Source organism: Streptococcus mitis (genome assembly GCF_000722705.1).
GTDB classification, from domain to species: Bacteria; Bacillota; Bacilli; order Lactobacillales; family Streptococcaceae; genus Streptococcus; species Streptococcus mitis_P.
Genome location: NZ_JPFW01000007.1, coordinates 160,665 through 173,599, shown reverse-complemented (window position 1 = coordinate 173,599; position 12,935 = coordinate 160,665). Strand labels below are relative to the sequence as shown.

General features: G+C 40.3%; 10 protein-coding genes and 1 other annotated feature (1 of these 11 only partly in view). All 10 genes read right to left on the bottom strand.

Annotated elements, in window-relative coordinates; genetic code table 11:
- Window positions 1-8 (bottom strand) — a sequence feature (ribosomal protein L10 leader region); it reaches 128 nt to the left of the window's first position.
- A gap of 74 nt (window positions 9-82) precedes the next feature.
- Complete coding sequence (locus tag SK642_RS03540; RefSeq protein WP_033683402.1) at window positions 83-1,342, bottom strand: TRZ/ATZ family protein; 1,260 nt, start codon at window positions 1,340-1,342, stop codon at window positions 83-85.
- Between the two features lie 114 nt (window positions 1,343-1,456).
- Window positions 1,457-3,205 carry an ABC transporter ATP-binding protein gene (locus SK642_RS03535; protein WP_033683401.1) on the bottom strand — a complete coding sequence of 583 codons (1,749 nt, stop codon included), beginning with the start codon at window positions 3,203-3,205 and terminating at the stop codon, window positions 1,457-1,459.
- Between the two features lies 1 nt (window position 3,206).
- Complete coding sequence (locus SK642_RS03530; protein WP_033683400.1) at window positions 3,207-4,931, bottom strand: ABC transporter ATP-binding protein; 1,725 nt, start codon at window positions 4,929-4,931, stop codon at window positions 3,207-3,209.
- A gap of 60 nt (window positions 4,932-4,991) precedes the next feature.
- On the bottom strand, window positions 4,992-5,930 hold the full coding sequence (gene msrB / locus SK642_RS03525) for a peptide-methionine (R)-S-oxide reductase MsrB (RefSeq protein WP_033683399.1): 939 nt from the start codon (window positions 5,928-5,930) through the stop codon (window positions 4,992-4,994).
- A 258-nt stretch (window positions 5,931-6,188) separates the two neighbouring features.
- Complete coding sequence (gene thrB, locus SK642_RS03515; protein WP_024057159.1) at window positions 6,189-7,058, bottom strand: homoserine kinase; 870 nt, start codon at window positions 7,056-7,058, stop codon at window positions 6,189-6,191.
- Between the two features lies 1 nt (window position 7,059).
- A complete protein-coding gene (locus tag SK642_RS03510) occupies window positions 7,060-8,346 on the bottom strand; it encodes a homoserine dehydrogenase (RefSeq protein WP_033683397.1) in 1,287 nt (428 codons plus the stop codon).
- Between the two features lie 151 nt (window positions 8,347-8,497).
- Window positions 8,498-9,235: an adaptor protein MecA gene (mecA, locus tag SK642_RS03505; protein ID WP_033683396.1), complete on the bottom strand. Its 738-nt coding sequence runs from the start codon at window positions 9,233-9,235 to the stop codon at window positions 8,498-8,500.
- Window positions 9,236-9,435: 200 nt separating this feature from the next.
- Window positions 9,436-10,470 (bottom strand): hypothetical protein, encoded by a 1,035-nt coding sequence (locus SK642_RS03500; protein WP_033683395.1) that lies wholly within the window; start codon window positions 10,468-10,470, stop codon window positions 9,436-9,438.
- Complete coding sequence (locus SK642_RS03495; protein WP_033683394.1) at window positions 10,463-11,932, bottom strand: O-antigen polysaccharide polymerase Wzy family protein; 1,470 nt, start codon at window positions 11,930-11,932, stop codon at window positions 10,463-10,465. The genes SK642_RS03500 and SK642_RS03495 overlap by 8 nt, the downstream gene beginning before the upstream one ends.
- 15 nt (window positions 11,933-11,947) lie before the next feature.
- Window positions 11,948-12,934, bottom strand: coding sequence for a glycosyltransferase family 2 protein (locus SK642_RS03490; protein WP_033683393.1), 987 nt, complete (start codon window positions 12,932-12,934; stop codon window positions 11,948-11,950).
- Between the last annotated feature and the right edge of the window lies 1 nt (window position 12,935).

Genomic DNA, 12,935 nt, shown 5'->3' with positions numbered 1-12,935 from the left:
AAACCGTATATAAGTATAGCATAGTTAAAAAAAGAATGCAAGATTTTTGCAAACTTTTTTAAAATTTTTCGTGATTTTTCTTTTAAAGTTCTACTGTCAGGACTTGACCTTGCTTAACGACCTGTTCTCCAGCGATATAAACATCATCTACATCACTAGATTTGACTGCATAAACCAGATGAGAGAGCATATTTTCTTGGGGTTGGAGATGGATTTTCCCCTGTGGTTGAATAACCAGAAAATCTGCCTGCTTACCAACTTCTAGACTTCCTATCTGATTTTCCATTCCTAGAACCTTAGCCCCTTCGATTGTCAGAGCCTTGAGAACTGTTTCGATAGGAAATTGGCTGGCATCTCCACTTTTCATCTTCTGAAGGAGGGCTGCAGTCCGTCCTTCCTCAAACATATCAAGGTTGTTGTTGGAAGCAACTGAATCTGTCGCAATTCCCACAGCCACACCCGCTTTTTGGATCTGGATAATTGGAGCAATTCCTGATGCCAGTTTGAGGTTACTGATAGGATTGTGGGCAATAGCCACTTGAGAGGATACCAAGCGCTCAATTTCTCGCTCGTTTAATTCTACCCCATGAGCAAAGACGGACGGATGATCTAAGTAACCCAGTTCTTCTAGAAAAGCAAGGGGGCGTTTGCCGTAGCGTTTCAGGATAATTCCTGATTCCTCCTTGGTCTCAGCCACATGGATATGGATGGGAATATTCAGTTCTTTTGCCAAATCCAAACTCGCTTCCAGTAAATCTTTACTACAGCTGTAGGGAGAATGTGGGGCTACCATAACCTTGAAATTTGGATTTTCATATCCAATAATTTCCTCAATAATTGCTCGAGTTTTACTTATGGTCTCAGCAGTTGTCTCTGCCTCTGAAGAAAAAAGAGTCGGTGAGAAATAGCAACGCATCTTGGAAGTTTTCACTGCCTGATAAATCCGTTCAATATCCACACCATTGGGATTATACATATCATTAAAGGTTGTTGTTCCTGACTGGAGCATCTCTGTCAGAGCTTCTTTGACCGCCTTGGTAGTCATGTCTGGAGTAAACTCAGCTTCTGCTGGCCAGATATAGTCATTGAGCCATTCATGGAGATTGCTGTCATCCCGAATTCCTCGCAAGCCTGTCATAGCAGAATGGGTGTGACAATTGACCAATCCAGGCATGATCCAGGCTCCCTGATAGTCTATAATCTGCTCAGCTTGCACTAAAACCTCTGGCTTCTCTTGACCGACATAGATGATTTGAGAATCCTTAATTGCTAAGATTCCATCCAGATAAACATGGAAATCTTGGTCACAAGTCACGATATTTACATGCTGATAGACTTTCATTCTAGGCTCCTTTTCTAAAAGACAATTTATAGCGAATAATTTTTCTAGCTATTGTAACAAAAAAGTCACCCGAAGGCAACTTTTTTCGTCCATAAGATTTCAAAATAGAAAGGCTTATTCTGAGCTAAAAGCTGCTGCTTGCTGCATTTGATAATACTTGCCCTTCCTATCCATAAGGTCCTGATGGTTCCCATACTCAACAATGTCACCATCCACCAAGACAAGAATCAAATCTGCATCCTGAATAGTTGACAAGCGGTGGGCAATGATAAAGCTAGTGCGCCCCTTCATGAGTTTAGCAAAGGCATCCTGTACTAGCACTTCTGTCCGCGTATCAATGGATGAAGTTGCCTCGTCTAAGATAAGAATCTTAGGGATAGCTAGAAAGACTCGGGCGATGGTCAAGAGCTGGGCTTGCCCAACAGAGAGAGATTCTCCTGCATTTTCCAACTTGGTATCATAGCCCTGTGGCAACTGTTGGATAAAAAAGTCTGCATTGGCTGCTTTGGCAGCAGCAATCACTTGCTCCCGACTGGCATCAGGATTTCCAAAGGCAATATTGTCATGAATAGTCCCTTGCTTGAGCCAGGTTTCTTGTAGCACCATCCCAAACTGCTGTCTCAATGATGCTCGGGTATAGTCGTAAATGGAACGGCCATCTAGCAAGATATCTCCTGAGTTAATAGGGTAAAAACGCATGAGAAGATTGATAAGAGTTGATTTCCCAGCACCTGTCGGACCAACAATGGCTACCTTGCTACCAGCTGGAATATCAATAGACAACTCCTTAATCAAGATTTTTTCTGGATTGTAGCCAAAAGAGACCTGTTTAAAGGAAATAGCTCCCTTAACTTGGTCACTTGTCAAGACTTCCTTACCTGTTTCAGCCACCTCAGGACTTTCTAAGACAGCATAGACGCGCTCTGCACAAGCCAGAGCACTTTGCAACTCAGCTAGAACTGAAGAAATATCGTTAAAGGGCTTGGTATACTGCTGAACATAGTTTAAAAAGGTCACTAAACGCCCGATTGTCAAGGTTGAACCCATCATGATACGATAAGCTCCTACTCCAGCAAGAAGAGCATAAATAAGCGCATTGACAAAGCGAGTCGAAGGATTAACCGTTGAAGAATAAAAAATGGCTGACTGAGAATAGCCTGCGTAATTGTCATTAGCCTCACGCAGTCTATTTATAAATTCTTCCTGAGCATTAAAAGACTGGATAATGGTCTGCTGGCTAATTGACTCTTCAATCAGCTGAGTTTGAATCCCCCTAGTCTCTGTCTGCTTCTGAAAGAGATGATAGGATCTCTTGGCAATGAAGCGTGAAATGACCATAGACAGAGGTGTTAAGAGCAAGACCGAGAGAGTCATGAGGAGATGAATCTGAAGCATGGCTAGAATACTAACCAAAATCATCAAAACACCAATGAAAAATTGGTTAAAAATCATGGTCAAACCAGCTGTCAACTGTTCTATGTCTGTGGTCACACGACTGACCATCTCTCCACTGCCTTGCCGATCCACAAAAGCAATCGGCAAACGATGGAGCTTATAGATGATTCGCTCTCGCAAGTCTCTGGTATAAGAGAAGATTAGGCGATTATAAAGAAGAGGATTTACCCATTGTACCAGAGTATTTCCTATGACTACTAAAATCATGTGGATGAAAATCTGCCAAAAAACTGGTGATGAACCAGCCACTAGAACTTGGTCGATGACCTGCCCAATCAAGATAGGTAGGTAAATTGATAAGCCAACTTGGGCAATAGTTCCTAGAAAGGCTAGGAAAAGGAGGAAGGGATGGCTTGCTAAATCTACGGCTAAACGTTTGAGAGTCTGGTTTGCAGTTTGTCGTCTCATGTTAATCCTCCTTTCCATGTTGGGATGTATTGATTTCACGATAGACTTGACTAGTTTGCATCAAATCCTCATGCTTGCCAACAGCTAGTAACTCACCTTTTTCCAAGAGGAGAATCTGGTCAGCCATCTGTAAAGTCGATGTTCTTTGAGAAATCAAAATTAAGCTCGTATTTGGCAAATTTTCTCGAATAGCTTTCAAGAGCTTGGACTCAGTGATGGTATCAAGGGCCGAGGTAGCATCATCTAGGATGAGAAATGAAGCTTGGCGCAAGACTGCTCGAGCAATAGACAACCTTTGTCTTTGTCCACCTGAGAAATTTCGTCCTCCTGCCTCAACTAGGGCATCCAAGAGCCCTTCCTTTTCACTGACAAAATCCTTAGCTTGCGCAATCTCCAAGGCCTGCCAGAGTTCCTGGTTAGTCACTTCTTGATTGAAACCTAAAGTCAAGTTAGAACGAATAGTTCCCTTAAAAAGTTCGACCTTTTGGGGTACATAGGCAATCCAAGACCGCCACTGCTCAAGATTAAGAGGACTACGTCCATCTCGATAAAGGTCAATGCTCCCCTTGTCTGCTGGGTAAAGTCCAAGTAAGACTTGCACCAAGCTTGATTTACCAGAACCCGTTCCCCCAATGATACCAAGGCTTTGCCCTTGCTTCATATTAAAGGAAATGTCTCTCAGAGAAGGCTGGGCCGCATCAGGATAGGTAAAGGTCAGTTCTTGGACTTGTAAAACCTGATCACTGGTAGCTTGCTTTTCTTCTAACTCTGAGTGAATATCTTCTGAAGCTTCAGCAAAGACTTCTTCGATTCGCTTGGCTGAGATATAGGACTGGTTGAGAGAATTGATCAGCATGGCTAATTTGACCAATTCCACCAAAATCTGTAAGAGATAGTTGATAAGAGCAATCAGGGCGCCTTGACTGAGTAAACCTTCTTGAATCGAAATATAGCCCTGCCAGATGATGATGAGAAGAGTTCCATTAACAATCAGATAAGTCAGAGGTGTTAACAAACTAGACCAGAAACCCGTCTTTTCTTGCAATCGAGCATAGACTTGGTTAAGGGTTTGAAAAATCTGTAACTCTCGTTTTTCTTGACCAAAAGCACGAATAACCCGCATCCCTTGTAATTGCTGGCGTGTTTCCTGAACCAGTTGGTCCGTTTTCTTTCTGAGACTACTGTAGAGAGGATTGACCAGCCGAGAAAGGCCTACAATGATAATGGTCAAAATCACAACCATGACCAAGAACCAGAAAGTCAGCTCAGCCGAGATGCGATAGGACATAAAAATGGCACCAAAAACGATAATAGGTGCTCGTAAAAAGAGACGCAGGAATTGATTGATACCAGTCTGAATCTGATAGGTGTCCGAAGTCAAGCGAGTCACCAAGCTCGAAGTTGTCAGACGGTCTCTACTGTTCTTAGGTAAGGAAAGAATATGACGATAAAGGTCGTTTGTCAGTTCTTTGGTAAACCCAACCGCTGCCTTGGCTGAATAAAACTGAGCTACCAAGGCCACTAAAACGCCAATGACTGCAAAGATAAGGAGCAGACCAATCTGCATCCAGAGATGCCCTTGATCTCTCTGGGGCAAGGATTGGTCAACAATTCCTGCAATCACCATGGGAACCAAGAGTTCAAACACAGCTTCTAATAACTTGAACAAGGGTGCTAGAATTGATTCTTTGATGTAGGGTTTGAAGTATAGTAATAAGTTTTTCATAAATCCCTTCTATGCGTATTCTGGAAATGAAGAAAGTGGGGAACTCCCACCCTCTCAATTTTATTTGTTTAAGTATGGCAATAGATAGCCATATCCTGCTTCGTCCATCTCATCCTTGGACACAAAGCGTAAAGAGGCAGAATTGATACAGTAACGAAGGCCACCTAACTCCCGAGGTCCATCTGTGAAAACATGCCCCAAGTGAGCATTTCCTGACCGAGAACGAACCTCGATTCGCTCCATTCCATGGCTCAGATCTTTGTAGTAGTGAACCAATTCCTTGGAAATTGGACGGCTAAAACTTGGCCAACCACAACCTGAAGCAAACTTATCCTTTGCAAAAAATAGTGGCTCCCCCGTCGTAATGTCTACATAAATGCCCTCTTCAAAAGTTTGGTCATAGGCATTACTAAACGGCGCTTCTGTAGCAGCTTCTTGAGTAACACGATAAGACTCTTCAGTTAAGCTTTCCTTTAACACCTCTTGACTAGGCTTTTCATAATTTGCTGCGTCAATCAATGGCTTCTCAGCATCCGTCACATCAATATGACAGTAACCTGAAGGATTTTTCTTGAGATATTCTTGGTGGTAGTCTTCAGCCAGAATGTAATGACGTAGTTTCTCCACCTCTACTGTAATCTTTCGCCCAAGCATGCGCTCCTGCTCCTGCACCACCGTGTAGATAGCTGGCAAATCTGCTTCATCTTGGTAATAAATCCCAGTACGATATTGGCGACCACGGTCATTCCCTTGTCGATTAATCGATAAAGGATCGATGACTCGGAAATAATAAAGTAAAATCTCTCTGAGTGACACTGTCTTCTCATCATAAATCACTTGAACCGTCTCTGCATGGTCTGTTTCCTTAAGCAGTTGATAATTGGTCGTTTCGACTTGCCCATTAGCGTAGCCAACACTAGTTGCCAACACTCCAGAAATACGTGAAAAATACTCCTCTAGGCCCCAAAAACAACCGCCTGCTAGATAAATTTCTGCCATCTTTATTTCTCCTTTATCAAGTTTTTAACTAATACTCTTCGAAAATCTCTTCACACCACGTCAGCTTACATCTGCAACCTCAAAACAGTATTTTGAGCTAACTTCGTCAGTTCTATCCACAACCTCAAAACACTGTTTTGAGCAGCCTGCGACTAGCATCCTAGTTTGCTCTTTGATTTTCATTGAGTATAAACTTCTTTTCAAAAAAAGGATAGGAAGCCCTCTGGTCGAGAGTTTCCCCATCCTATCCTCTATTCTTTATTTTGCTTCAACACGGACACCTTGGGTATCAACTTTCAAATCATGCAGTTTTCCTTTGAAGGGTTGCTTTTCCAATTCTGCCTTAATCGTTGGCATCTTGTCATGAGAAGCCAAGACCATAACTGTTGGTCCAGCACCAGAGAGGTAGGTTGCATAGGCACCATTCTCTTTGGCTACTTGTTTAATCGTCGCAAATTCTCTCACTAGGTCCTGACGGTAACGCTCGTGGAAGAGGTCTCCCTCGATTGCTTGCCCAGCTGTCACCATATCTCCCGCTAACAAAGCTGCAACCGCCACATTGGCGATAGAACTGGCAGCAACAGCTTCCTTATAGGACAATTTTTTAGGTAAGACACCACGGCTGTCTCGAGTGCGCAATTCATAGTTTGGAATGTAGGCTAGGAAATCACACTCTGGGAAGTCTGCTACGATAGCTGAAACTTGCCCATCAACAGAACTTGCAATAACGAGATTACCATAAATGGCTGGAGCCACATTGTCTGGATGCCCTTCAATCTTGGTCGCTAACTGCAATTTTTCATGGTCTGACAAGTTGAGCTGGCCTAATTGGTTGGCTAGTTCAATCCCAGCAACAATAACAGAGCTAGAAGAACCCAAACCACGCGCCAAGGGAACATCACTGGTCATTTTCAAACGTCTTGGTTGCAAGTCTGGTACAATTTGTAAGGCGATTTTGAGCAAGAGATTACGCTCGTCATGAGGAATCCATTTGCCAATCTGGTGTTCAATCAACCACTCATCACGTTCTTCGCAGACCTCGATTTGAAGATACTTGGTTACAGCTACACCAACCGAGTCAAAACCTGGCCCGATATTAGCACTGGTTGCAGGTACGATAATCTTCATCTTATTCTCCTAGCACCTTGAAGGTATTCAAGAGGTCAAATTCTGAAACCTTCTTCAATTCAGTTGAAACATTTTCAAGCTGGGCTTTATTAATCTTATGAGTGATAATCACAACACGCGCCTTATCACCTTCTTTGCCATCTTGGAGGATTTGCTTGAAGGAAATATCCTGGGCATTGAAGATTTCAGCCAATTTCAAGACCTGACCTTTTGAGTCTGGAGCCAAGATTGAGAAGTAGTAATTAGCTTTGACATCTTCTGGATTTGCCAATACCAAGTCACGGCTATATTCATTGAAGTCTTTGCCAATGGTACCATCATTCAAACGACGAACGATACGGACAATATCTGCTACAACACTCGTAGCAGTTGGTTTTTGACCCGCACCTGGTCCGTAGTACATAGACTCACCGATACCGATAGATTCCACAAAGACAGCGTTCATTACCCCATTCACACTAGCAAGTGGGTGCGCTTTAGGTAGGAAGGTTGGAGTTACTTCTGCAGCAATTCCTGAAAAAGTTTCCTCAATAGAACCAACCAATTTCACTACATAGCCAAGTTCTTGGGCTACAGCTACATCTTCTGGTGTGATGTTGCGGATTCCCTTGTGGGCTACATCATCAAAGGCAACCTTCATTCCAAAGGCAAATTGGCTCAAAATGACCATCTTGTAGGCTGCATCAATCCCATCTACGTCATTTGTCGGGTCACTTTCTGCAAATCCTAGTCTTTGTGCTTCCGCAAGAGCATCATCGTAAGACCATCCTTCTTCCACCATCTTGGTCATCATGAAGTTGGAAGTTCCATTGACTACACCCAATACGCGAGTGATTTTATCAGAAGCCAATGAATTTGCTAGAGTACGAAGAATTGGAATACCCCCAGCTACTGCTGCTTCGTAGTAAAGTGCTACCTTATTGGCTTTAGCGATTTCTAGCAATTCTGCGCCATGAACAGCCAAAAGATCCTTATTGGCAGTAACAACGTGTTTCCCAGCCTCCAAGGCACGAGTGATAAAGGTTTTAGCTGGTTCGATACGCCCCATCAATTCCACTACGATGGTAATATCTTGGTCTGACAAAATGTCATCCACATTGGTTACAAAGTTAAAGTCATTCCCTGCTGCAAGCAAGCGATTCTTTTCATCTTCATCCTTGACCAATACCTTAGCAACTTCAATCTCTGAATGTGCTGATTGATTGATTTTTTCTCCATTTTCCTTTAGGAGGAAAGGCACGCCACTTGCAACGGTACCAAATCCTAGTAAAGCAATTTTAACTGTCATGTTTGTCTCCTCGAAATTTTCTAATATAGCCATTATAACAGAATTTTGTGAAAATTCCTATTATAGTAAATCACTATTTCAGTCTAGAAAAGAAAAAACGAATCAAACGATTCGCTCTTCCTAAAATCTAGAAATAATTTTCCAGAAATGATTATCCAATCTTTTGCAGATTGATCACTGCATCGTGATTCATCAAGACTTGGCCATACTCTTGTAAGACTGAACGACTGATATCACTATCTTCCGCAAACTCGCGCATACGAGCCAACAGCCAAGCTGGATATGGACTTGGATGATTTTCAATATCCACTAAAATGGTCAAATAATAGCGCTCGTTCATTTTGTAGAGTTCAGAAGTTTCCATCTCAAAAGTCACTGTCTTAGCAAAAGCTACCAAGTCAGCTAACTTAGAAAAAGAAAGGATGTAGTAGATGTAAGGCTCTTTCTTGTTCTCAACTTCTTGTTCAGCTTGCTCCTGCTCTTCTTCCTTGGCTTCTACTTGCTCTAGAGATTGAATGGCTTCGATGTCATCCTTGGTTTTGTCTGCGATGCTTTTTTCTAAAGTTTTGATAAATTCATCTGGCGACATCTGAGCCAATTCTTCCATGTCTGGCAAATCCGATAAATCTTCAAAATCTAGATTTTGGTCAATCTTTGACTTGGTTACAAAGACATCAACCTTATCAGGTTTTGGAGTCACACGGAAGCTCAACATGCCTGTATCCAAAAAGCTCTCAGGCATCTCTAGCTCATCCAAGATAGCATAAAAGAACTCTTCTGTTTTTTCTTGAGGAACGAGAAAGTCTGCGATCTCCATTCCTCGATCCATCAAATCCTCTAAAGACATCGTGATTTTCAAAGTTGTATCACTAATTTGTTTCATTTTCATTGCTAGTAACCTCATACTTTCAGTTCTATCTATTATACTAGATTTTTACGATTTTATCAAAAGAAGGCTCCTCTATCGTGCTAGATTTTCCCTAGGGTAACTTCTGTAGAAAATTCTAAAGGGAAATTTCTGCTAACAAATAGAAAAAGCCTTCAAAATCGGCTCTTAGCCAACTTTGAAGACCTAATACATCAGAAAGCTTATAGTTTAAAGGTTGCTACACCAAGGATAGAACGATTTAAATTTCTAAGAATTTGAAGACTTTGTTCAAATTTCTTATAACGAGTCACTCCATACTCTTCAACAAGAAGGACTGTATCTCTTTCCAAAAGAGATGGCACATCTTGTAAATCGACAAAATGCATTCCTTTTAAAGCCTCTTGATTTTGTTTCAATTTATCTAAGATAGCTTTATTTGAGCTAACGATAGTCAATTCTTGTCCAGCATTTTTGTATGACAAGACATCTGCTAGGTTGGCAATTGTTGTGATCTCTGTTACAAAATCAATTTGATATTGAGAAAAATCACCTGCTCTATTGATTGTTGGATTAAAGAGATAAACCAATACATTTCCCATCACAACCAAAATCACACAGACTACTCCAATAACAGCTAAACGGAGAATCAAGTTTTTCACATTTAATCCAAGCGCTGTCTCACCGTTTGCATTCAATTCTTTAGAGTTGATGGTTTCCAATTTTTCAATTTTCACATTTGCATAAGTATGTTTAAATTTCTCAATCAATCCATCAAATTTTCGCTCTAACAAGTCATTGACATCCTTGCTTGGTGTCAAAATTTTCACACCGACCCCTGCATCGTCAATCATATAGTAGACGGTCAGTTTTTTCCACCAATAATCATTCGTAGAATTTTTCAAGGTTGTTTCTGTCGTATCCAATTCACTGGCAATTTTTTTCAGTTCACTCGGTTCTACATCATTGAAAAGATAAGCTCCATTCAAATTCCCATCAATCAATTTACCATAGAAATCACTATAACCACCAATTTGATGATTCAAAATCGTTTTAGCTGAATCTTCTGGAGGAGTAATTTTATAGCTAAGATAAGTTGAATAACTTGTTGTGTCTTTGACAGTATTTTTATTCTTAACTGCTTTAATTGTAAATGGTACAGCAATGAGAGCAAATAAAGCGATGAGAGCTAGAATATTTGCTTTTCGTTTTTTGTAAAGATTTGCAAATAAATCAGCTACTGAATAATGTTCAAACATGATTTTTTTCTCCTTTGTTTAGTAGATACTGGTTCTCTTTTGTAAGCATTTTTGCTACGAATATAATCACAAGAACAATTCCCCAGAATTGCATTGTAAATAGATTGAAGAAGCTTTCTGAAAAGCTACTTCTTGGCATAAAGAATAGATTGTTCAAGATGAGTAGGGACAAGGCAAATAGGATTGTTCTAGAGCGATAGGCTACTTGCAACATGGCTATAAATAGCATGCCTAGTAAGAGACTAAGTAGAAAGACTCCTACCATACCATAGTCTGTATACAACTCCATGATATAACTACTTCCGATACCATGTCCTTTCAAATATTCCTTGTTCAAAACAAGATAGGATAGATTGTGGGCATAACTATTACTATCAATAGCTAGTTCCACACTATTAGTTGTATGCTCAAAGGCTTTTCCTCCGAAAATAGCCCCCAAACTTCCTCTTGCAAAATAATCAAGAACAGGGCCAAAAGTAAAATTACGGAAATCTCGATAAGGTAGGCTATTGTTAAATAGAAAACCTCTAGCCAGAACACCAAAACTGGTTCCTTGTTTATAGATAAAGTCGAGCAGGATATCCCAGAAACCTGTATGGGAAACCTGGACATTATCCCGTACATAATTGAGCACTCCCATTCCTAACATGAGAATAGGAGAACCTACAAAAATCGCTAACTTTTCTTTAAACCCAATCCATTTTCCTTTTTCAGTTTGCTCTCGCATAAAGTAATAAACAAAAGCAAATAAAATACTTAAAATAAAGGGATTTCGTGTCCCGATTGCCAAATGAATGGTATTAGCTGCAATAAAGGAGACAAGAACTGCTGTTGCCTGCAATTTCTTTGGCTTGCTTGCCAGATACATACACATTGCATAGACCGTAAAGGTCGATAATATGTAGGTAAAATAAGGCAGTTTACTTTCAAAATTTGCATAGTAGGCATAGTAGGACGTCTGCAAGCGATACAAGAGACGTTCAAATAATCTAATGAAATAGAATGGATAAGTTAGAAGAAAAACTCCTAGTGATACAAAGCGCAACCGCTTGACATAAATCTCTTTTAGAGAATTTCCTATATTTGGTACTTTTATTTTCTTCCTAGCTATGAAGTAACGAGCTAGGACGCCTCCTGTAGTCAAACCCAGAATCGAAACCATGACGACTATAAAAGCAAAGCGATAGGCTATCGGATGATAGGTATCCAAAGCTCCATCCCTAAAATAATCAATGGTCGGTCTTGATACCAGAAATATAAAAATGGTTAAAAAGAAAATAAAATGGATTAAGTAATACTTGATATCATTCCAGCAGGCAATTAAGCTACTAACCAGTAAGAACAATAAAGTAGAAAGTAAGTTAACATTATTATTATTAAACAGATACACAATTCCACTTACTAACGTCAAGGCATAGCTGACTATGGTCAAACTAAATAACAATCGTTTTCCATCAATCACTTGCTCACCCCCATTCTAATGTAATTTTTTAGATTTTTCAATATTTTTCAGTAATAAGAATCGGTATAAGGAAATGTTTATAAATAGAGCTAAGGCACTAATTCTTCTTCCCTTACGAAAAATTGGATTCCTAGAAATAGCAAAGGCATGGCCTTTTAAAAAACGATGAATCTGAGAATAGGCTTCAAACCGTTTGTACTGTTCATCTAGCAACATCTTATCCAGAATAAAGAAATGGGCATAGGCCAATCTGAAGAAAGCAACCTCTTTCAAGTCAGGATAGTTTTTCACAACTTCATTGTAAAAATTTTGATAGATATCAATATAGGCTAAATCCTTCTCTGCATACGGTTTGGTCGTAATACTGTCTCCTCTATGGAAATAGTAATAATAGGGTTTGGTATTAACAACGTACTTCTTAGCCAACTTGATTAAATCAAAATGATAATAGGCGTCTTCATAAATCAACCCTTTAGGAAAGGATAGAGCAATTGCGATTTCTCTCTTGATTAGCTTATTGCAAATCGTCCCAGGTATTTTTTCGCCTATGAGGTATTCCTTTAGAAATGTTTGAGAATCACAGACAAAATACTCATCCTGATTGGCTGACTGTGGGCTTTCATCATTAGCATAGACATTCATGACACCACAGCTCGAAACATCCGCATCTTCCTGAATTAATTGCTCATATAAACTCTGAATCATTTCTGGATGGATATAATCATCTGAGTCAATAAAAATCAGATAATCCCCATGAGCCTGCTTCATTCCATCATTTCGTGCTTGTGACAAGCCTTCATTCTTTTTATGAAGCACTGATACCCTATCATCTAGTTCAGCGATTGAATCACACAAGCGACCACTTTCATCTGTTGCTCCATCATCAACAAGAATGATTTCCAGATTTTGATAGGTCTGCTTCTGAATGGAAGCTATCGATTTTTCTAGGTACTGCACCACATTATAGACTGGCACAATCACACTAATTAATGCAGTTTCCATG

Bases quoted from the DNA above. Each gene is read 5' to 3' on its own strand.
- mecA (WP_033683396.1), bottom strand. From the start codon at position 9,235: ATGAAAATGAAACAAATTAGTGATACAACTTTGAAAATCACGATGTCT.
- SK642_RS03490 (WP_033683393.1), bottom strand. From the start codon at position 12,934: ATGGAAACTGCATTAATTAGTGTGATTGTGCCAGTCTATAATGTGGTG.
- msrB (WP_033683399.1), bottom strand. From the start codon at position 5,930: ATGGCAGAAATTTATCTAGCAGGCGGTTGTTTTTGGGGCCTAGAGGAG.
- thrB (WP_024057159.1), bottom strand. From the start codon at position 7,058: ATGAAGATTATCGTACCTGCAACCAGTGCTAATATCGGGCCAGGTTTT.
- SK642_RS03510 (WP_033683397.1), bottom strand. From the start codon at position 8,346: ATGACAGTTAAAATTGCTTTACTAGGATTTGGTACCGTTGCAAGTGGC.
- SK642_RS03535 (WP_033683401.1), bottom strand. From the start codon at position 3,205: ATGAGACGACAAACTGCAAACCAGACTCTCAAACGTTTAGCCGTAGAT.
- SK642_RS03500 (WP_033683395.1), bottom strand. From the start codon at position 10,470: ATGTTTGAACATTATTCAGTAGCTGATTTATTTGCAAATCTTTACAAA.
- SK642_RS03530 (WP_033683400.1), bottom strand. From the start codon at position 4,931: ATGAAAAACTTATTACTATACTTCAAACCCTACATCAAAGAATCAATT.
- SK642_RS03540 (WP_033683402.1), bottom strand. From the start codon at position 1,342: ATGAAAGTCTATCAGCATGTAAATATCGTGACTTGTGACCAAGATTTC.